The organism is Leucobacter komagatae (assembly GCF_000834055.1).
Taxonomy (GTDB): domain Bacteria; phylum Actinomycetota; class Actinomycetes; order Actinomycetales; family Microbacteriaceae; genus Leucobacter; species Leucobacter komagatae_A.
Map to the genome: position 1 here is coordinate 131272 of NZ_JXSQ01000002.1, position 21993 is coordinate 153264.

Below are 21993 nucleotides of genomic sequence, written 5' to 3' on the forward strand. Positions count from 1 at the left end.
GTCCATTGATTACCCGCAAACACGATATCCTTCGACCAATCCACCACCAGTCGCACCCCGGAGGCAATGATGCTCGCGAGCCGTCGCGCACGAACGAACGTGGCACCCCAAGACAGCGCAGCTGTCACAGGCTTCCTGCTCGCAATCGGATCGGCGGCATCGTTTGCGCTCTCCGGCATCTTCGCGAGCGCGCTCATGCAGGCTGGCTGGTCGGCTGGGGCAGCGGTTACCGTGCGGATCGGCTTCTCCGCGATCGTGCTGCTTGGCCCGACGGTCGTGCTCATGCGCGGGCGCTGGGACCTCGTCCGTCGCGCGTGGCCGCAGCTGCTCGTGTTCGGCGTGCTCGCCGTCGCAGGCTGTCAGCTGGCATTCTTCCTCGCGGTCCAGTTCATTCCGCCGAGCCTTGCGCTCCTCATCGAGTTCACTGGCCCAGTCATGCTCGTGTTCTGGATGTGGGCGCGCAGCCGGAACGCTCCATCGCTGGTCACGCTGGCGGGAGCCGCGATCGCAGTGCTCGGCGTCGTCTCGATCTCGGGTGTGCTCGCAGGCGTGTCGCTGCATCCCCTCGGCATCGCTTTCGCTCTCGTCGCCGCCGCGGGAAACGCGGCGTACTATGCGACGGGAGCTGCGAGCGATCACGGGATCCCGACACTCCCCTTCGTCGGGCTCGGACTGCTCATCGGCTCGGTTCCGCTCCTGCTCGCCGCGGCGATCGGCGTTCTGCCGTTCGCGGTGACCACGACACCCGCGAGCATTGCCGGCGTTGAAGCTCACCCCTTGCTCATCGTCGCCGGCATGGTGCTCATCTCTACCGTGCTCTCCTACCTGCTCGGTGTCGCCGCTTCCCGCAGGCTCGGGGCGACGGTGTCGAGCTTCACCGGGTACTCGGAACCCCTGTTCGGGATCGTGTGGACGATCCTGCTGCTCGCTGTGGTTCCCACTGGGCTGCAGTGGCTCGGCGCAGCACTCATCGTCGCCGGCGTGATCACCGTAAAGGTCGGTGAGCTCAGGACGGCACGGGCAAAACGAAGAGCCGCAGACCCGAATCTCGTCGGCGCAGCTCGAAAGGTCTGAGATCCTTGTGAGACATGGATACTCGAGATACTTCGGCTGACGGCGCCAACGAGCTCGCTCAGCCCGCGACGCACACCTCAACGCACCTCCTGTTTGAGGGTGTGTCGAAGTCGTTCGGCGCGCGGCGCGTGCTCACTGACATTTCGTTCGCGGTTGCTGCTGGCAGCCGGATCGGCCTCATCGGGGAGAACGGTACTGGCAAGTCGACCCTGCTGCGCATCGCCGCAGACCTCGAGTGTGCGGACGCCGGCAGCGTGTCAGTGGTGGCCCCCACCGGAATCACGCCGCGTATTGGGATCCTCCACCAGGAGCCGCCCTTCGCGCCGACAGACACGATCCTCACGGCGATTCACAGCGCGACAGCGCCGGTGCGCGCTGCGCTCGCAGAGCTGGACCGCGCGGGCGCGGCGCTCGCCGAGCCCGCCGGCGAAGCCCTAGGCACGGAGCCTCACGCGGACGCCTCCGCCCAAGATTCGGCTGCTGCAGCAGATGCTGCCGCGGCGTACTCGCGCGCAATCGACGATGTCGAGCGGCTCAACGGCTGGGAGCTTGACTCCCGAGTCGACCAGGTGATCGCCGGACTCGGGCTCTCCGACATCCCAAGGAGCAGAGAGAGCCGCGCCATGTCGGGCGGGCAACGCGCGCGACTGTCGCTTGCCTGGTTGCTCCTCAACGCGCCCGACGTGCTGCTCCTCGACGAGCCGACGAATCACCTTGACGATGATGCGAGTGACTACCTCGCGCACATGCTCACCGCGTGGCGCGGACCCGTCCTGTTCGCGAGCCACGACAGGGCGTTCCTCGACGGCACGACGACGGCACTCATCGACCTTGATCCCTCCGAGGTGCCGGAATCGGTTGCCGAGAGGCTCGTCGCCGACGGCACCGGCAGCGCCATCGGCGTCACCCGCTTCACGGGCAGCTACTCCGACTACCTCAAGATTCGCCGCGCCGAGCGCAAGCGGTGGGAACACAAATACGCGGAAGAACAGTCGGAGATACGGCGCCTCACTGCCGCTGTCGGGGACAGCCAGACCGTTGGGCACTCGGATTGGAAGCCCCGCACCGAGACGCGCATGGCGCAGAAGTTCTACGCTGACCGCAACGCGAAGGTGGTTGCTCGGAGAGTAAACGACGCCCGTTCACGGCTCGCGGCGCTCACGGCACGGCAGATAGCAGCGCCCCCCGCGCAGCTCTCATTTGCCGGCATCGCGGCGCCGGCGTCCCTCCGGCCCGCCACACGCGAGCAACCCGGTGCGGCGACAGAGCAGGCTGCTCAACCGGCCAAGCTCGCGCTCCTTGCCGATTCGGCAGAAGTTGCTGGCAGGCTCGCCCCCACGACGCTCCGTGTCCGAGCTGGTGACAAATTGCTCATCACCGGCCCGAACGGGGCAGGGAAATCTACGCTGCTGCGCGCACTTGCCGGCCTTCAGCCGCTCTCCGGCGGAATTGTGCGCGTCGCTGCCTCAAGCGAAATCGGCCTCCTCGACCAGGAGATCAGCTTTGCGGATCCCCGTGAGCGCGGGAGTAACCGCACCGCCGCGGAGACCTACGTCGACGGAGTCGGCGCGGCACGTGCTGCTGCCGTTCCCCTACAGCGGTTCGGGTTGCTCGCGGTACGCGATGAGGAGCAGCAGCTTGATGCGCTGAGTGTCGGACAGCAACGGAGGCTCGCACTCGCAATCCTCATTGCTGATCCGCCCGAGATCCTGTTGCTCGATGAGCCAACGAACCACCTGTCGTTGGCGCTCGTCGAGGCCGTTGAGCTCGCCATCCAGTCGTTCCCAGGCACCGTGCTCGTCGCTTCCCACGACCGCTGGCTTCGCAGCCGCTGGCAGGGCGGACGCTACGCGCTTGCCACCGCAGCGCCCACCACAGCGACCCCCACAGCACCCTCCACAGACACTGCACAGTGACAATCGCGTGAAGCAGATAGCTACTCCCCGCAACCGTTTACGAAGGCCTCCAGTGTCAAAACATCAGATTTGTGGAGGTCCTACGAGTTCGACCGCGGCCAAGAATCGTCTGCTATGGTTGCACAATTCCAGCTTCGGAGAACAGGGACTCAGCGACCTGCCTTCTCCGTGCACTTCAATCTCCGCTGAATGATTCCTACATGCCACTTTCTCCGCAAGAGCCAACGGCTTATCCGAGTCGACGTTCCCTCAGGGAAGCCAGACTCAAGGTCGAGGCGCGAGAGTCAGCAGACGCCCGCCCCGTAGTCAATCATGCGCAGACGGATGCAGCGCAAGCGCAGCCGCACGCACCGCAAGCGGAACCGAGCGAGCCGCAGGAGCAGCGCACCGGCGAGCCGGACGCCAACAGCGAGCCGCAGGAGCAGCCAGACGCGCCCAGCGAGCCGCAAGAGCAGCCAACTGAGCCGAAGCTCGGCCATCCGGTCGATCCACACGCGAACATCTTCTTCACGAAGCTCCCCGAGTATCAGGTGCGCGGGCCGGAGTCTTCCGACGCGGCGTCACACCCGACGCCTCCCGCTCGGCCTGCGCGGCGCCGGGTGCGTAAGCTTGCCGCCGCAACCTTCTCGCTCGCCTGTGTTGGCACCCTCGCGGTGACGACGACGCTGCCGGCATTCTCGTCAGCGTTTGGCGACCCGAACGCGAGCGCCGCACGAGCCGAGCAGCAGCTGCAGAGCCCGGACACGGTCGTGACACAGGATGCGCTCGGAGCCATTGGGTCAGTCGAGCTTGGGGTCGACCCAGGATCGTATAAGCAGATCACGCCCGAGGCCGGCCTCGTTGATCCTGCCACCCTGGAGAACACCGAGATCCGCAACGCGTTCGACCGCGATTACCCACTGACTGACGGCTTTGCCTACCGCACCGCCCCGGTCGAACAGTTCCACGACGCGCAAGACATTGCGGCGCCGGGCGGCACCCCCGTATCGGCGATCGGCTCGGGGGTCGTCATCGAAGCTGGGTACGCGAATGACGGCTGCGGCTTCAGCATCAAACTCCAGCACAAGGTGAGCGAAGAGACGCTCACGAGCAGGTACTGCCACATGCAGGTTGATTCGCACGACCGCAAGGTCGGCGACAAGATTGAGATCGGCGACTTCATCGGTCGCGTAGGCAACACCGGCATGTCGTTCGGCGACCACCTGCACCTCGCGCTTCGCCGCAGCGGTGTACCCATCGATCCGCTCCCCTACATTCAGGAGCAGATCGATAAGGCCGCCAAGCGTGCTGCGGCCAAGAAGTAACCCGGCCGCGTCCCACATGCCATATCGAGCCCTGGTCACCGGCGCGTCCGCAGGTCTTGGCACCGAACTCGCACGCCAGCTCGCAGCGCTGCGCGTCAACCTCGTGCTCGTAGCGCGCGACCGTGCACGACTCGAACGCCTCGCTCACGTACTCCGCAGCCGGTACCTCGTCGACGTCGAGGTGCTCGCGGCCGACCTCACCGATCCGGTGGCGCTCGACACTGTAGCCACCCGCCTCGCCGATCGTGAAGCGCCGGTCGACATTCTCATCAATAACGCTGGGTTCGGCGTCTACGCGGGCTTCGAGGCGAGCGACATCGCCGACGAGCGACGCATGCACGAGCTTCTCTCATGGGTTCCGCTCCGCCTCGCACACGCCGCCGTCCCTGGGATGCTCGAGCGCGGTTCAGGCTGGATCATGAACGTCGCGAGCGTCGCCGCGTTCACCCCTACGGGGACCTACGGTGCCGCGAAGAGCGCCGCAGTATCGCTCTCGCGTTCACTAAACATCCGCTATCGGCGACGCGGTGTGCGTGTAACAGCGCTCTGCCCCGGTCTGCTCGCCACGGAGTTCCACGAGCGCATGGGAGAAGACCACCTCCCATCGCTCCCCCGCATCGCTTGGGCAGACACGACTCGCGTCGCCCGCGAGGGCCTGAGGGCGCTCTACCGAGGCCGTGCCGTCGTCGTCTCGGATTGGCGGTACCGGCTGGGCCGCATCGGTATCGCGGTCATCCCCAATCGCCTCCTTGAGCGTCTCGGTACGGCCGACGCCTCGCTCGACGAGCCCCGCTAGCGCGCCAGGCGTGCCGCTAGGGCACTGGGAGTCGCTAGGGCACTGGGAGCCGCTAGCGCGCCGAGCGTGCCGCTAAGGCACTGGGTGCCGCTGACCATCGATCCAGTGCCCTAGCAGCGCCGCAGAGGCTGCTGTGCGGACGCGTGCGGCGTGGGCCGTGCCGCTGCGTCCGCATGCGTGCGTCTCCTACCGAACCGGCGGGCGGGCCTTGCGTGCGCCAGGCAGCCCCTCGAAGTAACCGGGCGTCGCGCACGACGTGAGCTCGAGCTGCTGACCCCACGGTGTCCTGAAGTACAGCCACCGTTCGCCCCGCACAGGCCCCTCAGTGACGTCGTTTGGCCCCTCAAGCAGGGTCACGCCCGGAACGCCAGCAAGGTATTGCGCGGCGACGTCAATGTCTTCGACGTAGAACCCGATGTGGTGTCCGCCAAGGTCGCTGTTCGCTGGCCAAGACGTGTCCTGCCCGGGAGTCGCGTATTCGAAGATCTCGAAGTTCGTGTGTTCGCCGATCCGCACCACCGCGAGCCGTTGTGACGACGCGGGATCCACGTCGATCCGCTGCGACATCCAGCTCCGGGTCGCATCCGTGTTCGGGCCTGATTCGTAGGCGAGGGTCCCGTGGAAGTGGTCGACGAAGAATGCGACCGCCTCGTTCAGGTCGGGCACTGTGAACCCAAAGTGGTCGAGACCTCGCAGCGTCGGCACGCCCGTGCCGCTCACTGCGCTGTCCCGCCGCGGCGTCGACGCATCTGAACCGTTCCCAGCGCTCAATGGAGGATCTCCCCACCGGTGATGTTGATTGCCTGGCCCGTCATCTTCTCCGTGTATTCCGAGGCGAGCATAATCGCTACCTTCGCAATGTCCTCCGGCATCAACCACGTCCCACCAAGCGGCACCATGCTCCCCCACTCGGCGAGCACTTCCGCAGCCGGCGTTCCCGTCGCAGCCTCGAACTCGACTGCCTCGCGCTTACTCATCTCCGTGAGCACGCGGCCCGGGCAGAAACAGTTGACCAGGATGCCATCGTCCTTGAGCTCGATCGCGAGTGAACGGGTGAAGCCGATCACCGCTGACTTTGTGGCCGCGTAGTGGCTCTGCATGGGAACCACGCTCTTGCCTGCAGAGGAGGCAGTGTTGATGATCCGGCCGTGCCCCTGCGCGCGCATAATCGGGATGACTGCCCGCGACATGAGAAAGATTCCGGTGCAGTTGACATCGAACACACGCTGCCACTCTGCAAGCGGCATGTCCTCGATGTTTTTAAGCGTGGTGATTCCGGCGTTGTTGTAGACGAAGTCGATCCGCCCGTACGTCTCGGCGACCCACGACGTAACCTCGCCTACCTGATCCTCATCGGTCACGTTGAGTAGGACCGCGCTCGCGTTGCCGCCATCCGAGACGATCGAGTTCGCGGTTTCCTCGGCACCGGCGAGCGAAATATCAGCGACAACGACGGTCGCTCCGTGTGTCGCGAGCAGCTGCGAGATTGCGCGGCCCATTCCCGCCCCGCCACCGGTGACAATGGCTACTTTTCCGGCCAGGTCAATATAGCTCTGGCCTCCGTGCGGTCGATCGGTGCCGGCGTTCTTGGGGTTCGTCATCGTACCCTTCCCATCTTCGTTGACTGGTCACAGGCGGCTCCTGCGCCCTGCAGTCGAACTTACGCAGCCGTGGCGCCGAGCCACAGCCGCGCTTCGGGAAAGCCTCGTTCAAATAATGCCCATGCTGGGAAGAAGGACATCGGAGCAGTACGACTGGGGTGCGGCTCTGCGATCCCGAAGCGATACCTCTGGCCTGCGCGGCCGCGCCGATAGCCGCTCCGAGACGCTGCCTGAGAAACAAGTAAGGCCCCTGCCGAAGCAGGGGCCTTACTTGTTCTTGCGACTCGTGCGCGAAGGGGGACTTGAACCCCCACGCCCTAATACGGGCACTAGCACCTCAAGCTAGCGCGTCTACCAATTCCGCCATCCGCGCGAATCTGTCTGGCTGGTTTCTCACCGGCCGAACAGGGAATAATTTAGCACGGAATCTCGAGGCAAAGCGAATCGTCCCGCGATGCCGGGCGCGGCGCGGATCATTCCGGGCGCATATCCTCTGCCCGATCCCAATCACCGCGCCGAATTTCGCTCGTTTCAGGGTTTTCCAATCGGCGCGAACGTGGCGCCCGCCGCGCGGGCAAGATCCGCCGCCGAAAGCTCAATATCAAGGCCCCGCCGGCCGCCGGAGACGAGAATGGTCGGAAACCCGGGCGCGGATATGTCTATAACTGTAGTCAAACGCGTGCGCTGCCCGAGCGGGCTGATCCCCCCGACCACGTAGCCCGTCTTGCGCTCCGCGTGCGCCGCATCGGCCATGTGTGCGCGTTTGCCGCCCAGCGCCATTGCGAGCGCCTTGAGATCCAGCGACCCGGCTACCGGGACGACGGCCACCGCAAGCGCTCCATCGACTTCCGCGAGGAGCGTCTTAAAGACCCGCCGCGGGTCCATCCCAAGCTCGCGCGCGGCCTCGCCGCCAAAATCAGTCTCAGCTGGATCGTGGGTATAGGTGCGCACGGCGAACTCGATCCCGAGTTTCGTGAGCGCCGTCATCGCCGGAGTCGCGCCGGCAGCCTTCTTCGCCATCCCCCAAGCCTACGACGACGCCTCGCGATGGCGCCCTGGGGCAGCCAAACGCGGTGTGGATCGGTGCAGCGCGGTTTGGATCGGCGCAGCGCGGTTTGGTTCGGCGCAGCGCGCCACAGGGGCGCACAGCACGGCACAGCGCAGCACAGCGCGCCTCAGGGGCGCACGGCACGCCGCAGCGCGGCACAGCGCGCCCTATGCGGCGCAGAGCAACGCAGTGAGGCGCAGTGCGCCACAGTGCACCGAAGCGGCCTGCCCTGAGCCTATGGGCGAAGCCTGCGGCCCGCCCTGAGTCTATGGGCGAAGCCTGCGGCGCAACAGGTCGATCCGCTTCTGCAGCTGCGTTACAGAGGCCTGGGGCACGGCTGGCCCGCCACACACGCGGCGAAGCTCGTTGTGGACCTCCTTGTGAGGTTCACCGCTCACCCGCGCATACATGCCAACCAGGCTCGACAGGAGCTTTCGCTGCTCCCCAAGCGTGCGGTGCAGCGCCTCGGGGGCCTCGGACTTCTCGGGCGCGTGCTCAAGGATGCCCTGGCTCTGCGCGCTGCGCCTGGCCTGCTTCGATTGACGCTGCTGCAGCAACGCCTTCACTTCCTGCGGCTCGAGGATGCCGGGGAACCCGAGAAAGTCGAGCTCCTCTTCGGTTTCCACCTCGGCATAGCCGCCGAACTCGGCACCATCGAAGACGGCCCTGTCAAAGTGCGCGTCGGATTCGAGGGCCTGGTACTTGAACTCGTCCTCGATGAGGTCATCCGAAGCTTTTTCCTCGCGCTCGGCCTCAGCCATGAGCGCAGCCTCAGCGTCCCACATCTCCTCGGCGGACGCCGGGCCCTCGAGAACGTGGTTGCGTTCCTTTTCAAGCGAAGCGGCGAGCTCCATGAGGGGCGGCACGTTGGGGATGAACACCGAAGCGACCTCACCGCGGCGGCGCGAGCGCACGAAACGGCCGATCGCCTGTGCGAAGAAGAGCGGGGTGGACGAACTCGTCGCGTACACGCCTACGGCGAGACGCGGCACGTCGACACCCTCCGACACCATACGAACCGCGACCATCCAGCGGGTTGTCCCCGCTGAGAAGCTGTCGATGCGCTCAGATGATCCCGAATCGTCTGACAGGATCAACGCGACCTCCTCACCGGAGATCTCGTGCAGCATCTGGGCGTACGCCTTCGCCGACGCGTGATCGGTAGCGATGACGAGTCCGCCCGCGTCTGGAATGTGCTCGCGCACCTCAGTGAGGCGGCGATCCGCAGCCCGCAGCACCTTCGCCATCCAGTCCCCCATGGGGTCGAGGGCGGTGCGCCACGCCTGGCTCGTCACATCCTTCGTATTGCCCTCGCCGAGGCGCGCTTCCATCTCCTCGCCGGCGGAGGTCTGCCACCGCATCTTGCCCGCGTAGACCATGAAGATCACGGGGCGCACGATTCCGTCAGCGAGCGCGCGGCCGTAACCGTAGTCGTAGTCGGTGAGCGACATTTTCGTTCCGTCGCCCTGCGGCGCGTACTGCACGAACGGAATGGGGGCCTCGTCCGAGCGGAACGGTGTGCCCGTGAGCGAGAGGCGGCGCTTCGCACTGCCGTAGGCTTCGCGAATCGCTTCACCCCAGCTCAGCGCGTCTCCGCCGTGGTGCACCTCGTCCATGATGACGAGCGTGTCTTCAAACTCAGTGAGCAGTCGGTGCTGGATCGGTTTCATCGCGACCTGCGCGTACGTGACGACGACGCCGTCGTAGTGCCTGCCGTAGCTCAACCCGTCGCTGTTCGAATAGCGCGGGTTCAGCCTGATGCCTGCGCGTGCCGCCGCATCCGCCCACTGCACCTTCAGGTGCTCTGTCGGGGCGACAACGATGATTTGCGACACCGTCTGGTTACCGCGGAGCGTCGCCGCGAGCCGCAGCGCGAACGTGGTTTTGCCTGCGCCGGGGGTCGCCGAGGCTAGGAAGTCACGCGGGTTACGTTCCAAGTAGAGGTTGATTGCCTCCTGCTGCCATGCCCGGAGACTGCCTGCGGTGCCGCGTGCGGCCCGCTCAGGGTAGGCGGGCGGCAGGTGCTCAGCAGCAAATGTCCCCGGCAGGAGAGTCCCGTCTTCTGCCGATTCAATCACAACGTCCTAGACTACCTGTGAACGCTCAGACCTGTCTCGGCGCCTCCACAGGCTCCGCGCTTCCAGACTGGCGACTCGCCGGGCCTGGATTGGCCAGCCGGCGTGGCAAATAACCATGCAAGCCCGGGCGGTTCCTTGCGCGCAAGGCACCTTCGGGGCAGAGTACCGGTAAGGCTTAGGAAGGAAGGGACCGCGACAATGGTTCACGATGCACCCCGCGACGGCGACGAGAGGCAACAAATAGCCGCTCCCGTCGAACTCCCATGGTCCCGTTTCGTTGCTATCGGCGACTCGTTCACGGAGGGGCTCGGAGACCCAGACCCCGACAGCCCTGGCGGCTTGCGCGGATGGGCGGATCGCTTCGCCGAAGTACTAGCCGAGCACAACGAGGAGTTCGCGTATGCGAACCTCGCGGTACGCGGAAAACTGATCCAGCAGATCATTGACGAGCAGTTGGATAACGCGATGGAGCTCCGACCCGACCTCGTGAGCGTGTGCGCCGGCGGTAACGACGTTATCCGGCCGGGAACCGATCCAGACGAGGTCGCTGAACGGCTCGACTACATCGTCTCCAAGCTGAAGGAGACGGGCGCAACGATCCTCATTTTCACCGGGGTTGACGTCGCCTTCCAGCCGGTGTTTCGCACCATCCGCGGCAAGGTCGCGATCTTCAATGAGAACGTGCGCAAGGTCGCCCAGCGCCACGATTGCTTCGTGGTGGATCAGTGGGCGATCGAGGAGCTGAAAGACAGCCGCTACTGGGCAGGTGATCGCCTGCACATGAACGCGCTCGGCCATCACACGATCGCACGCGCAGCGCTCGACGCCCTCAACGTTCCGCACGAGCTTGGCCCACTCGATCCGCCCTCTCCCCCTTCGCGGACCTGGCGCCAGGCCCGCAAGGAAGACGTTGTGTGGGCACGAGAGCATCTGGTGCCGTGGGTGGTGCGCCGCATCAAGCACGTATCGTCCGGCGACGACATCGTCGCGAAACGCCCCGAACCGCAGTCCCTTCGTCCCAGACACGGCAGCGGCGACTGAGGGTCAAGCTTGCGGCCATCGCGTGCCGCGCGTGACGCCAAAGACGATTCACCGCATTCGCTTCACTCCCCCAGCGGAGCGAAGTAGGCTGGGGCTATGCCCAACATCACGAAGCAAATCGCAGACACTGTTACTCAGACCGGCGTGCAGACTGCCTACGGGGACGCAGTAGACCTCGAAGGCACGACACTGCTTCCCGTGGCGGTGGGCGGATACATGTTCGGCGCAGGCGAGGGCGGCGCAGGGACCAACGCAGACGGGGCGATCGCAGGCGAAGGATCTGGCGGTGGCGGCGGCGGAGTCGCACTCCCCATCGGCGCTTACGTCGCGCGCGATGGTTACACCCGGTTCGAACCAAACATCATCGCCCTGCTGAGCGTTGGCGTGCCCTTCGTCTGGGTCGCTGGCCGCGCACTCGCGCGCGTAATTCGCGCGCTCAAGCGCTAGCGGCAGCGTTCTCAGGGTTCACTGAGTCGCGGGCTCGCGGGCTCGCGGGCTCGCGGATTCGCGGGCACTCGGGTGCGCGGGCTCGCATGCGCGGGCTCGCATGCGTGCGGGCGCGTGCGTGCGTGCAGGATCGGTGATCTCGGAGCTCAGGGCTCGCCATTTTGGTCCGCGTTGTGCTCACCCCTCGGATCGTGAAACTGTGTCCCTTTTCCGGACATTCGCGTCCTCCACAGTCGAGCCCAGGGCCGCATTTTTAAGCCGCCCTGCACACAACCACCCACCCGCTTAAAATGCCGTACGTACATGTTTAGCTTGACACATGTCAAACAACATGCCGAACCCGCCACCCACCCAGACCCGAGGGTCGCCGACCCCGTTTGATCTCCGCCGCCTCACGCAGCGTGACGTCGATCCGTCGGAGCGTCGAAGCAACCAAGACCCCAAGCGCTCCCCTATTGCCCCGAGTAGTTCAAGCGTCGAGGCAGCGGACCAACAGGCTATGGAGGCCATGACCGCAGCTACTCGCGCAGTGCGCCACCATGAGGCCATTCAGTACCGCACACTCGGGCGGCTCATGCATCGCACTCTTGGTCACGCGCATGGCCCAGCCCGAAACTCCGTAGCGAACACGTCAAATCACCGAGGGCGCGCAGGTGCCAAGGCGAACAACAACTCCTCGAGAGGCGCCGAGATGGCGTACCGTTCGCTCCGGCTAGAGCTCTCGACGAGATTTCACCTTTCTGAGGCTCAATCCGCAAGGCTCATGGACACCGCCCACCACGCACACGACCTGTACGTCCCTGCGCTTGAGGCACTCTCAGTAGGTGCCTTTTCCTCCCAGAATCTGCAGGTCATCGTTGACGAAGGCCTCGTGTTCCTCTCGCTCGAGCCAGCCTTGGCAGAGCGACGGCGTGCGGCCTACGAAGAGGCCGCGCTACCTCACGCCCGCGTCGAGACACCGAATAGGCTGCGTCCTATCGCCCGGCGCCTCGCGTCCCAGATTGCTGACCTCCCCAGCGAGGAAGCGCATGAGGAGGCCGTGTCGCGTAGATGCGTGCAGGTTCGGGAGGCCGAGAACGGCATGGCAGAGCTGCTCGCGTATCTCCCGGCCCCACACGCGTTGGCGATTCGTGATCGCATGCGTCAGGTCGCTAAGTCCGTCTTAAACGCGGAGCAGGCAGCGGCCGCTGCTGCTGCTACGAGCCAGCGCGAAAGCCAAGACCAGAGCCAAGGCCGGAGCCAGGGCAGGCAGAACGGCGCGGAGCCGCCAACATCTGCGGCCGCTGGCGCCAGCGCGGCGGGCAGAGTCTCTGCCCGCGCGAATCCTCGAACGCTCGCCCAGGTCGAGGCCGATGTGCTCGCAGACATTCTGCTCAGCGGCGAGATCCCAGTGACTGGCGAGAACGCGGTGCCGCACGGGAGGAAGATCCGAGCACATGTGCAGGTCGTCATTCCAGGCGATGTGCTCGGCCTGTCCCGTGCTGGCGGTTCACCCGGTGTCACTCCCGAAGGGGACGCACCCTCCAGCGAAGTTGGCTCGGGAGGCCAGGCACCTGTCTCGCAACAAGGCGGGCGCCGCGCACCGCGCGTGGGCGGAGTGCCCGAACTCATCGGTTACGGGCAAATCAGCCCAAGCGCAGCGCGAGAGATAGCCGGCGAGGCTGAGGTATGGGAGCTCGTCACCGTCAACTACGGCGGAACCGTACTCAAAGTTGAGCGGTACAGGCCAACGCCAGGGCAATTCAGGTTTCTTGCTGCGCGCGACATCCACTGTCGCGCCCCGGGATGCCGGGCAAGTGCGCGCCGCTGTGATGTCGACCACACGGTTGACGCGGCCCTCGGAGGCGAGACAAGCACCGAGAACCTTGCAGTCCTCTGCAGGGGCCACCACGTCCTGAAGCACCACTCGAAGTGGCGCGTCGAGCAGCAGCCGGGTGGCGTGCTCACCTGGACCAGTCCCACCGGACACGAACACGTCGCAGAGCCCCCAAGCCGGGTCCGATTCAAAGCAATCGAGCACACTGAGGCAGACACCGGAAAGGGCCAAAGAGTCAATCAACCATCCTCCGGGCGGCGACGCTCTCGAACTCAACAACGCCTCATGGAGAGCCTGCGTGAGAGCGAGGCGAGCGATGCATTCGATGACAGCCTCGTTGCGTTCTAGCGGGCGTGCCGCAGAGTGCGATCACTCTCAGGGCGCGAGACCAGAGGCGCGAGGCGCAGGGCTCGGGGAACAGGGCTCAGGGATCAGAGCTCAGGGATCAGGGCCTACCGCCCCGGATAGACCCAGGGCTCCCGTGGCAGCCGAGTGGGATCGAAGCGCGAGACCAGCTGAGTTGAGCTGATGCGCTCGCCAGGGGTTAGCAAGTCGAGCGAGCCCGCGAGTAACTGGACGACATCCACGGCACTGACTCCCTCCCGGCGAAGGTCTCCTAACGTCACAGCCCCATCCCGCTTCGCGAGCCGCGCGCCGCTAGCGCCAAGAACGAGCGGCACATGAACATATTCGAGAGCCGGCGGGGTGCGCAGCCCCAAAAGCCGCTGCAGCAAGATCTGCCGAGGAGTTGAAGGAGCAAGGTCATCACCGCGAACAATCTGGTCGATCCCCATGGCGTCATCGTCAACCACGACGGCGAGATTGTATGCAACGGTGCCATCTCCTCGCCGCAACACGAAGTCGTCGATGTCTCCCACGACCTCACCGAGTAAGCGGTCTTCGAACGACAGCGTTGACTCCCCCGCAGGAACGCGCAGTCGAAGCGCAGGCAGCCTCGGAGCGATCCTCGCTCGCGCGACTTCCCGTTCGGTCTCACTCAGATCCCGACAGGTGCCTGGATACGCGCCCGGCGGCCCATGGGGCGCTGTTGGCGCGGCGAGGATATCCTTCCGCGTGCAGGTGCACTCATAGACGAGACCGGAGCTGTCGAGGCGTTCGATTGCCGCAGCATGAGCCTCAGCGCGCTCCGTCTGCACGACGGGCTCTCCGTCCCAATCAATACCGATGGCGGTGAGGTCCGCGAGCTGCGATGCCGCGGCGCCCGCATCCCGACCGCGATCGAGGTCTTCGATCCGCATGAGAAAACGCCGTCCGCTTGACCGCGCGAAAAGCCATGCCACGAGGGCGGTGCGCAAGTTCCCAAGATGTAGGTCGCCCGAGGGGCTCGGCGCGTACCTGCCAGCGCCGACAGCCAGGCCAGGTGCAGGCAAGCGGGCGGCGGCTCGGGGATCTGCCTGAGAGTTCACAGCCCAATCCTCCCACGAGCTGCGCTCGCTATTGCCCGTATGCGCCGCACCCGCCGCACCCACGTTGCCGGAGCGTCACGGACCATGCGCGGAGGCTGAGCGTGCATTCGCCACGAAGGCCCCTTGCATGATCGGCACCAGAGCTTAGTGAGGCGTCAGTGTGGCACCGCAGGGGCATGGGCGCGTGTCTACCGCGGGCATCGCGGCGGCAACGCCGAGCAGCTACGCTGGCACAGAGGGCGACAAGAAGGAGCCGCATGGACAGCAACGCCGCCGATATCTCAGACCTCAAACACCAGCTCAAGGAACGTTTACTCACGGCACGCAGCGCCGTGAGCAGCTTCGAGAACGATGCCTCGCGGGCGGTGTTCACGGGGTCGGCGCTCGCCGTGGTGCTTGCGGAATCCGCATCCGATGTCTCGGTGGCGCTCGCCTGGGCGAACTCGCGGAACATCCCAGTCAGTATTCGCGGTGCGGGGACGGGGCTCGTCGGAGGGGCCACGGCCTTCGACTCGGGGCTGATTGTGTCGCTCGAGCGAATGAATGCCATCATCGAAATATCGCCCGGAGACCGGCTCGCGACGGTTCAGCCAGGAGTCATCACTGCCGATCTTGACGAAGAGGCACAGGCGCACGGCCTGTTCTTTCCGCCCGATCCTGCGAGCGCGCGCACCTGCACGGTAGGCGGCAACATCGCAACCAACGCCGGAGGGTTGCGTTGCGTCGCCCACGGTGTCACTTCCGACTGGGTTGCAGCGCTCACCGTAGTGCTCGCCGACGGCAGGATCCTGCGCACCGGGGCACGGACGCGGAAGAATGTGGTCGGCTACGATCTCACGCGGCTGTTTGTTGGCTCGGAGGGCACCCTCGGTGTCATCGTTGAGGCCGTTGTCCGGCTGGAATCGCTGCCGGTTGGCACGCCCGTCACGTTCTGGGCGGAGTTTGATGAGTTGGCCGCTGCGGGCGCTGCCGTTACCCGTATCGTCGGTTCACAGACCAAGCCCGAGGTTCTCGAGTTGATGGACGCACTCACGGTGAGAGCGATTGAGGAGGCCTTTCCGTCGGGAATGCGGATCCCGCGTGGTGCGCTTCTTGTGGGGCAAACAGTGGGTCGCGACGCGGCCGAGACCGCACAGGCGATCCTCGAACTGTGCCGCGCACACGGTGCAACGGCGGCCGCAGTGGCGGTCGATGATGCGCTCGTCGAAGCGCGGCGAATGTCCAACCCAGCGCTCACCGCACGCGGGCTGAAGATCGCGTGCGATGTTGGGGTGCCGGTGTCTCGGCTCGCCCAGATGTTCACTGGCGTAGCTGCCCTCGCTGAGCGCCACGCGTTGGAGGTCGCAAGCGTTGCGCACGCCGGAGACGGCAACCTCCACTGTAAAGTTGCCGCGCCGGATACCCCGGCCGGGATCGCCGCAGCCGACATGCTCATTGACGACATCACGAGGCTCGCGCTCTCTCTCGAAGGCACCATCACGGGTGAGCACGGCATAGGTCAGGTGAAACACCACGAGTTGCCGTGGCAGCTGGACGAGGTCGCCATCGATGTGCAGCGGTCGATCAAACTCGCGCTCGATCCACGAGGGACCCTCTCCCCTGGACGCGCCGTGTAACTCGCACCGCGGGCGCATCGGCAGCCCCGCCCTAGCGCCCACGGCACCACCCGTCGACACCATTGGTTCAGTCGAATTTACCGAAAGTGGATCAGCGCGTGGTCCAGTGGCAGTATCGAAAGATGCGCATCTTGTCGATCCAGTCCTCTGTCTCGTACGGCCACGTCGGAAACTCTGCCGCTGTGTTCCCGCTGCAGCGGATCGGTGTTGAGGTCATGCCGATCTATACGGTCGCGTTCTCAAACCACACCGGCTACGGCGCGTGGCGGGGCCCGATGTTCTCGGGAAACGACGTGCGTGAGATCGTCACCGGCATCGAGGAGCGCGGCGGCCTCGCCGGCGTCGACGCCGTGCTGTCGGGCTACCAGGGCGGCGACGACATCGGCGATGCGATTCTTGACGCCGTGGATCGAGTGAAGCAGCACAGTCCGGACGCAATTTACGCGTGCGATCCTGTGCTGGGAAACGCCGTCTCAGGCTGTCACGTCGCACCTGAGGTCCAGAACCTCATCCGTGATCGCGTCGTCCCCCGGGCCGACCTCATCACCCCCAACCAGTTCGAACTCGGCTTCATCACCGGCACGACGCCAACCACACTCGAATCTACGCTCGCGTCGGTCGACCGCGCGCGTGAGATTGGTCCAAGCACTGTGCTCGTCACGAGCGTTGAACGACCAGAACGCGCCGAGGACTACGTCGTCGAAATGCTTGCGGTGCACGGGGACGAGGCCTGGCTTATCGAAACGCCACGGCTGCCGTTGAAGGCGAACGGTTCTGGCGATGTCACCGCAGCGCTCTTCACCGCCCACCTTCGCAGCACGGGCGAAGCACGCGCCGCTCTTGAGCGAACCGCGTCGAGCGTGTTCACGCTGCTCGAAAACACGCTCGCCTCGGGTCAGCGGGAGCTTCAGCTTGTCGAGTCACAGGGAGCGTACGCTCACCCGGCGATGCAGTTCGAGGCGCGCCGGGTGCGGTAACCCCAAGCAAACTCTGCGGGTACTACCTGCCCACTGCGCAACCGCCGGCAGTCCCACGTTCGGCTTCGCCCACGAGCGGCCCGTCGTGTCCTTGAGGATGTCGCACCCGGCGTGTACGTGCGGCTCCGTCGCGTTGTGCATATCGTCCGGCATGCCAATGACGAGCTGGAAGCCGAGGCCACGCAGCGACGCGCCGCGCCCACGATGAACGCGATGAGCTCCTGCGATTCCCCGCCCGATGCCTCTCCGTTGTGGTCGTCAAGTTCCGCGTGCTGCTTGGTGACGGCGTGAACCTGCTCGGCGGTTGCCCCGCGCGTGGTTGCGCACGTCGACGAGCTCAGCGATGTCGGGGTCGGTGTGGCGGATCCGCCCGATGAGCGTCCCCGCCTCGAGCAGCACGGCACGGAACGTGCGCCAGGCTTCCGACTGGTTCTCGCGGGGCGTGATCTGCAGTCGATGGTCGTCGTTGTAGAAGGGTAGGTTTCGCATGATCGCTTTGATCGGCAAGATGCGCTCCTTGTTCTCGCGCAGCGCCCGACTGGGCAACGTCTTGAGGTGCGTACGCCTTTGCCCGAGAGCTTCAACAGGCTGTGCGGCCACCCGGTTCTCGGGGTCGTCCTCGGCGCCCTGCGCGAGCTGACTTACCGTTTCCAGGAGCGTCCGTACACGCGAGTGCGATATCTTCGCACGGCCTGCGCCTGCGCGGGGTGCCGACTGTCGGCCAACAGCATCATGGCCGAGGTGGCGAAATGGAGCATCTAGAACACTTCTGCGCGACGCATCTCTTCGAACGCGCGAGCTGGTATCCCACCCATCGGCTTGGCTGCGGCAAAGATCCTCTCGCGAGCCGACGGCTTCGCCCTGAGCGTTGATTGATTTCTCGCGCTCAAACGGATCTTGAAAGGTTCTTCACCGGATGCCATCTCTCCGCAGATTCGGTGCCACGGTCCACGTTCTGCACTACCGCTGGTTTGCGCGGGACCCAGAAAAATAGTCATACGTCAGGCAAGTGCCAGCAGACAGGTCAGATCTTCACTCCGGCGTCTTCGAGCACGGCCGCTGCATGCACCCGCACGACCGGCCACCGGGAATCGAGTGCCGCTTTCGCCGTCGGGATCTCGCCAGGGAGGAGCGCACAGTAGCCGACACCTGGCCTGAGCTCTTCTTCAAAGGCGGGCTCAAGTTCGGGGTGTTCGTGCAGCACCTGTTCGAGCGGCGCGTAGTCGAGCGGGCGGTGCGCGCCGCGATCGCGGAACGAGCTCAGCGGGTCGGCGATCCCCCGCGTGACGACGTCGACCGGGAGCTCCGCGACGCGCCGGAGAATAAGATCCGAGCGCCCGAGCCGCGCGAGCGCGCTCGCCGCCCACGCTCGCGAGTTGCCCTGCGCCTTGCGCCTCAGCATGAGGCCCTCGAGCGCCTCGATAACTTCTGGGGTGTCGATGTTGATCTCTGCGAGCAGCCGCGCAGCGACGACGTCACCGCGGGCAAGGGCTTCGTGGCGCACGACGCTCACGAGGGCCGGTAATGCCGCCTCGCCGCAGGCGACGAGCAGGCCTTCATGCTCGCCGATAAGTGGCCCCTGGTAGCGCGGGGTGACGGCCTCGGGCAGCAGTTCCGCGACGCGCTCAGTGATCGGGAGCGCGGCGAGCCTTCGCCGCTCCTGCTCCGCCTCGTCGTATTCGGGGAAGTTCTCGACAAGCTGCGACTTCGTGAGGCTCAGCGGGATGAGCTCGCCTGCCTCGTCGGCGGCGACCGCGACGAAGCTCTTCGGCACGATCCCCTCAGCGACAAGCTCCTTGCGCGCGAGCTTGGCGGCCTTCGGGAAGCACCGCAGCCAGCGCTCGTAGTGGCCCTCCCACTTCGCTCCGCTTCCCGCAGAGACCTGCACCCCATCGGCGAGCGCCTGCAGCTCCGGCGAGGGCTCGAAACTGTGGGCGAGGTCGGGGCCAGACCAGCGCAGCGAGTCGGCGAGGCCGGGCTCGGTGCCGTGCAGTTCGGTGCCGTGATCCTCGGCCCCGTATTGCTCCGTGTAACTCGCGACGACCTCGGCGAGCGACTCCTCGGTTCCGACGGTCACCATTGGCCAGTAGATCACGGTGCCGTCGCCGTAGAACTCGTGGAACATCGCGCCGTAGATCGTCTCGCCGGGGTGCTCCGCGCGCACCGATCGCACGGCCTCGACGAGCTGCGCGGCCGCGGCCGTCACGAGGGCTTGGGTGTCGAGCGCCATGCTGGGTCTCCTCCGGGTGGCGGGGCTTCGGTGCGTCGCATTCATCGTATCGATTGGGTGCGCGGCGGAGGCTTTCAGGTGTCAGTGATGGAGCCCGTCGGGATGCGACCTCGCCACTACTCGCCTGCGAACGCAAGTGGCACCCAGGGCTCTCGGAGTGCCCGCTCCGCGCGGCGCTCCCGCAAGAACGTGATGAAGGCCGCGAGGCCCGGATGCGTGTTCTCCTCGCGCCACACGAGTGAGTGCGGGTACACGGGCGTCGGGCCCGCGATCGGGATCCTTCTGAGCCCGTGCGTTTCGGGCCACAGATACCTTGATCCCTCGCCGATGAGGGTCGCGAGCACCGTCGAATCAGCGAGGCTGTCGAGCATTGAGTCGGCCCCGAAGCTTGGCCCGGCCGTGGTGATTGTGAGTCGAAATTCAGCGCTCAGTGCTTCGTAGTACCCGCCCCATTCCGTGGCCGCCCGCATTCCAGGCATCCAGATCTCATGCGCCGATAGCTCGTCAAGCGAAACATATTCCCTGTTGGCAAGCGCGTGCCCCGGCCCGACCAACAGCTCGTGAGCGTCATCGATCACACGTTCGGCGCGAATGCCGGTTGGCAGCCCGCCCCTGGGCTGGGGCAGCGCACGAAAGGTCGCGTCAAGTGTTCCAAGCCCCACGGCCCGCACCGCTGCCTCCGGAGTGGCATCCGAGAGTTCGATGACGTCGAGTGCGTACTCGGGGTGGGATCGATGGAAGTCCCGGAGTGCTGTCGCGGGAGCCGTTCGGGTATTCAGCACGTCGACACGAAGCGCACGCCCTTCCGGCCGCACGGCCGCTGCCGCTCGGGCCGCCAGATCGATCAATTCCCTCGCATGCGGCAGCAGAGAGCGCCCTTCGACAGTGAGTTCCACGCCTGTCGCGAGCCGCACGAACAGCGTTGCTCCGAGCGATCGCTCAAGCGCGGCGATTCGCTTCGAGACAGCCTGTTGAGTGATGCCGAGCTCGTCTGCCGCGGCCTGAAATCGTTCGGCTTCGACGACGGCGAGGTAGGTGCGAAGTGCCTCAAGGTCCATTCCGAGATCCTAGACCAACAACTCCTGGTTGTGGCTCGCCGAGCGTCGGGTTGTTTGAGCGCCGGTGTTCACTTTGTTTGACTGAGCCTCATCACCGTCACCCGCCAACCCGAAGGACACCCCGTGAGTTTTGCCGAACGCGTCCAGCGCGCTATCCACCTCACCGAAGAGCTCAATGCGCTTCGTTACGCCGACCAAGGCTTGATCCGTGCGAAGTGGGCTGAGCTCACCGGGCAGGTGGTTGACGAGAAGTTCCATCTCATTCCACCCGTGTACTCAGATCACGGAGTGAACACCGTGGTTGGCACGAACGTGTTCGTCAACCAAGGCTGCCGGTTCAACGATATCGGCGGAATCACCATCGGCGACGACGTCATGATCGGGCCAAACGTCAGTCTCCTCGCCTCGGGGCATCCACTCGCGCCGGCCGAGCGGCGCACGGGCCTCACTTCGGCGCCGATCCACATCGGTCGTGGCGTGTGGATCGGCGCCTCGGCCCTGATCATGCAGGGAGTCACGATTGGCGATGATGCCGTCGTCGCGGCGGGCGCAGTCGTCACGCGCGACGTTCCTTCGCGAGCGGTGGTTGGTGGGGTGCCCGCCGCGATCATCAAGATGCTCGACGAGTGAGCGCCGCGAGGCTACAGCGCGGCGAGCGCCGCCCGCGCGGCATCGTCACGCGGCGTGTACACCTCGAGCCGGTGGTCGGGGCTGTCTGGCTGCAACCACACCTGGTAGTCGACGTCGATATTGCCGAGCGTCGGATGCTTCAGCAGCATCGGCCCAGTCGTGCAGTCGGCGACCTCGCCGGTGGCCCAAAGCCTTGCGAAGTCGGGGCTGTGCATGCTGAGCTCGCCGATGAGTCGGGCGAGCGTCGCATCGCTCGGGTACCGCCCCGAGGTGAGCCGCAGGTATCCGATGTGGATCCGCGCAAGCTCCTCCCAGTTGCGGTACAGCTCGCGTTGGCGCGGATCGAGAAAGAACATGCGAGCGGTTGACGGCCTCGTCGCGGCATCCACCGGCGCGCCAAACGGCAGGTGCCCTGACGCGAGCGCGTGCCCAGCGCGGTTCCACGCGAGAATATCGCCGCGCCTGCCGAGCACGATCGCGGGGACGCTCTCCCCCAGTGCCGAAAGTAACACCGACGCGCGCGGCGCGAGCGATTCGGGATCGGGCTCCTCAAGGCACGACAGCCCGGAGCGGTGCGCGAGGTTGTGCAGGTGAGCCGACTCGGTCGCGTCCAAGCGCAGCGAGCGCGCTAACGCGTCGAGCACTTGCGGTGAGGCGGTGCCCGACTGCCCCTGCTCCAAGCGCGTGTAGTAGCCGACACTCACGCCGGCGAGCATCGCAAGCTCCTCGCGGCGCAGGCCAGGTACGCGGCGCACCGTGCCGTACGAGCGCAGTCCAGCGGCATCCGGGGAGATCCGGTCCCTGCGGTTCTTCAGGAACGCGCCGAGCGTGTCAGTTCGCATGCTCCTAGCGTAGGCGCGAGTGCTGTGCCGTTGCCTGCCCCTGTCAGGGGTACCCACGGTGCAGGCCTGGCTCGCGCAGAACTCGGCCCCGA

The 21993-nt window shown here is 65.7% G+C and carries 19 protein-coding genes and 1 tRNA gene; 10 read left to right on the forward strand and 10 right to left on the reverse strand.

Annotated elements, in window-relative coordinates; all coding sequences use genetic code 11:
* The first annotated feature begins 99 nt into the window (after positions 1-99).
* The 4 genes from SD72_RS02280 (at position 100) to SD72_RS02295 (ending at position 5090) form a co-directional block, all read left to right on the forward strand.
* On the forward strand, positions 100-1074 hold the full coding sequence (locus tag SD72_RS02280) for an EamA family transporter (RefSeq protein WP_232299613.1): 975 nt from the start codon (positions 100-102) through the stop codon (positions 1072-1074).
* Positions 1075-1088: 14 nt separating this feature from the next.
* Positions 1089-2990, forward strand: coding sequence for an ABC-F family ATP-binding cassette domain-containing protein (locus SD72_RS02285; protein ID WP_042542811.1), 1902 nt, complete (start codon positions 1089-1091; stop codon positions 2988-2990).
* Positions 2991-3190: 200 nt separating this feature from the next.
* Positions 3191-4294, forward strand: a complete 1104-nt coding sequence (locus SD72_RS17245) for a M23 family metallopeptidase (RefSeq protein ID WP_084766692.1) — start codon at positions 3191-3193, stop codon at positions 4292-4294.
* A 16-nt stretch (positions 4295-4310) separates the two neighbouring features.
* A complete protein-coding gene (locus SD72_RS02295) occupies positions 4311-5090 on the forward strand; it encodes an SDR family NAD(P)-dependent oxidoreductase (RefSeq protein ID WP_042542812.1) in 780 nt (259 codons plus the stop codon).
* Positions 5091-5276: 186 nt separating this feature from the next.
* On the opposite strand, the gene SD72_RS02300 is transcribed toward SD72_RS02295, so the two are convergent.
* The 5 genes from SD72_RS02300 to SD72_RS02320 form a co-directional block, all read right to left on the reverse strand.
* Positions 5277-5861 (reverse strand): VOC family protein, encoded by a 585-nt coding sequence (locus tag SD72_RS02300; RefSeq protein WP_052492394.1) that lies wholly within the window; start codon positions 5859-5861, stop codon positions 5277-5279.
* On the reverse strand, positions 5858-6691 hold the full coding sequence (locus SD72_RS02305; protein ID WP_042542813.1) for an SDR family NAD(P)-dependent oxidoreductase: 834 nt from the start codon (positions 6689-6691) through the stop codon (positions 5858-5860). Before SD72_RS02305 ends, SD72_RS02300 begins: the two co-directional genes overlap by 4 nt.
* 287 nt (positions 6692-6978) lie before the next feature.
* Positions 6979-7064, reverse strand: a tRNA-Leu gene (locus SD72_RS02310).
* Positions 7065-7222: 158 nt separating this feature from the next.
* A complete protein-coding gene (ybaK, locus tag SD72_RS02315; RefSeq protein ID WP_042542814.1) occupies positions 7223-7711 on the reverse strand; it encodes a Cys-tRNA(Pro) deacylase in 489 nt (162 codons plus the stop codon).
* A 294-nt stretch (positions 7712-8005) separates the two neighbouring features.
* Positions 8006-9817 (reverse strand): DEAD/DEAH box helicase, encoded by a 1812-nt coding sequence (locus SD72_RS02320; protein WP_420038406.1) that lies wholly within the window; start codon positions 9815-9817, stop codon positions 8006-8008.
* Positions 9818-10015: 198 nt separating this feature from the next.
* On the opposite strand from SD72_RS02320, the gene SD72_RS02325 reads away from it, so the two are divergent.
* The 3 genes from SD72_RS02325 (at position 10016) to SD72_RS02335 (ending at position 13469) form a co-directional block, all read left to right on the forward strand.
* On the forward strand, positions 10016-10858 hold the full coding sequence (locus SD72_RS02325; protein WP_084766693.1) for an SGNH/GDSL hydrolase family protein: 843 nt from the start codon (positions 10016-10018) through the stop codon (positions 10856-10858).
* Positions 10859-10954: 96 nt separating this feature from the next.
* Positions 10955-11305, forward strand: a complete 351-nt coding sequence (locus tag SD72_RS02330) for a hypothetical protein (RefSeq protein ID WP_042542815.1) — start codon at positions 10955-10957, stop codon at positions 11303-11305.
* A 574-nt stretch (positions 11306-11879) separates the two neighbouring features.
* Entirely contained in the window at positions 11880-13469 is a 1590-nt protein-coding gene (locus tag SD72_RS02335; RefSeq protein WP_420038408.1) for an HNH endonuclease signature motif containing protein, read from the forward strand.
* Positions 13470-13573: 104 nt separating this feature from the next.
* Here SD72_RS02335 and gluQRS read toward each other — a convergent pair whose 3' ends face one another.
* On the reverse strand, positions 13574-14548 hold the full coding sequence (gene gluQRS / locus SD72_RS02340) for a tRNA glutamyl-Q(34) synthetase GluQRS (protein ID WP_084766694.1): 975 nt from the start codon (positions 14546-14548) through the stop codon (positions 13574-13576).
* Positions 14549-14805: 257 nt separating this feature from the next.
* Between gluQRS and SD72_RS02345 the strand changes: the two genes are divergently transcribed.
* Positions 14806-16164, forward strand: coding sequence for an FAD-binding oxidoreductase (locus SD72_RS02345; protein WP_042542817.1), 1359 nt, complete (start codon positions 14806-14808; stop codon positions 16162-16164).
* Positions 16165-16286: 122 nt separating this feature from the next.
* A complete protein-coding gene (gene pdxY / locus SD72_RS02350) occupies positions 16287-17141 on the forward strand; it encodes a pyridoxal kinase PdxY (RefSeq protein ID WP_042542937.1) in 855 nt (284 codons plus the stop codon).
* Between the two features lie 258 nt (positions 17142-17399).
* Here the strand turns inward: pdxY and SD72_RS17855 are convergent, their stop codons facing one another.
* The 3 genes from SD72_RS17855 to SD72_RS02370 form a co-directional block, all read right to left on the reverse strand.
* Entirely contained in the window at positions 17400-17648 is a 249-nt protein-coding gene (locus tag SD72_RS17855) for a hypothetical protein (protein WP_042542818.1), read from the reverse strand.
* 517 nt (positions 17649-18165) lie between these two features.
* Positions 18166-19371: a DUF4303 domain-containing protein gene (locus tag SD72_RS02365; RefSeq protein WP_042542820.1), complete on the reverse strand. Its 1206-nt coding sequence runs from the start codon at positions 19369-19371 to the stop codon at positions 18166-18168.
* Between the two features lie 116 nt (positions 19372-19487).
* Positions 19488-20429 carry a LysR family transcriptional regulator gene (locus tag SD72_RS02370; protein WP_042542821.1) on the reverse strand — a complete coding sequence of 314 codons (942 nt, stop codon included), beginning with the start codon at positions 20427-20429 and terminating at the stop codon, positions 19488-19490.
* Between the two features lie 123 nt (positions 20430-20552).
* On the opposite strand from SD72_RS02370, the gene SD72_RS02375 reads away from it, so the two are divergent.
* On the forward strand, positions 20553-21059 hold the full coding sequence (locus tag SD72_RS02375) for a DapH/DapD/GlmU-related protein (protein ID WP_157000412.1): 507 nt from the start codon (positions 20553-20555) through the stop codon (positions 21057-21059).
* Positions 21060-21070: 11 nt separating this feature from the next.
* On the opposite strand, the gene SD72_RS02380 is transcribed toward SD72_RS02375, so the two are convergent.
* Complete coding sequence (locus SD72_RS02380; RefSeq protein WP_042542823.1) at positions 21071-21901, reverse strand: helix-turn-helix domain-containing protein; 831 nt, start codon at positions 21899-21901, stop codon at positions 21071-21073.
* Positions 21902-21993: the final 92 nt, after the last annotated feature.

What these genes read in the sequence shown, in the direction of transcription:
- SD72_RS02295 (WP_042542812.1), top strand. Translation starts at nt 4,311, where the DNA reads ATGCCATATCGAGCCCTGGTCACCGGCGCGTCCGCAGGTCTTGGCACC.
- SD72_RS02325 (WP_084766693.1), top strand. Translation starts at nt 10,016, where the DNA reads ATGGTTCACGATGCACCCCGCGACGGCGACGAGAGGCAACAAATAGCC.
- SD72_RS02365 (WP_042542820.1), bottom strand. Translation starts at nt 19,371, where the DNA reads ATGGCGCTCGACACCCAAGCCCTCGTGACGGCCGCGGCCGCGCAGCTC.
- pdxY (WP_042542937.1), top strand. Translation starts at nt 16,287, where the DNA reads ATGCGCATCTTGTCGATCCAGTCCTCTGTCTCGTACGGCCACGTCGGA.
- ybaK (WP_042542814.1), bottom strand. Translation starts at nt 7,711, where the DNA reads ATGGCGAAGAAGGCTGCCGGCGCGACTCCGGCGATGACGGCGCTCACG.
- SD72_RS02335 (WP_420038408.1), top strand. Translation starts at nt 11,880, where the DNA reads ATGCATCGCACTCTTGGTCACGCGCATGGCCCAGCCCGAAACTCCGTA.
- SD72_RS02330 (WP_042542815.1), top strand. Translation starts at nt 10,955, where the DNA reads ATGCCCAACATCACGAAGCAAATCGCAGACACTGTTACTCAGACCGGC.
- SD72_RS02370 (WP_042542821.1), bottom strand. Translation starts at nt 20,429, where the DNA reads ATGGACCTTGAGGCACTTCGCACCTACCTCGCCGTCGTCGAAGCCGAA.
- SD72_RS17245 (WP_084766692.1), top strand. Translation starts at nt 3,191, where the DNA reads ATGCCACTTTCTCCGCAAGAGCCAACGGCTTATCCGAGTCGACGTTCC.
- SD72_RS02345 (WP_042542817.1), top strand. Translation starts at nt 14,806, where the DNA reads ATGGACAGCAACGCCGCCGATATCTCAGACCTCAAACACCAGCTCAAG.
- SD72_RS02380 (WP_042542823.1), bottom strand. Translation starts at nt 21,901, where the DNA reads ATGCGAACTGACACGCTCGGCGCGTTCCTGAAGAACCGCAGGGACCGG.
- SD72_RS02305 (WP_042542813.1), bottom strand. Translation starts at nt 6,691, where the DNA reads ATGACGAACCCCAAGAACGCCGGCACCGATCGACCGCACGGAGGCCAG.
- SD72_RS02285 (WP_042542811.1), top strand. Translation starts at nt 1,089, where the DNA reads ATGGATACTCGAGATACTTCGGCTGACGGCGCCAACGAGCTCGCTCAG.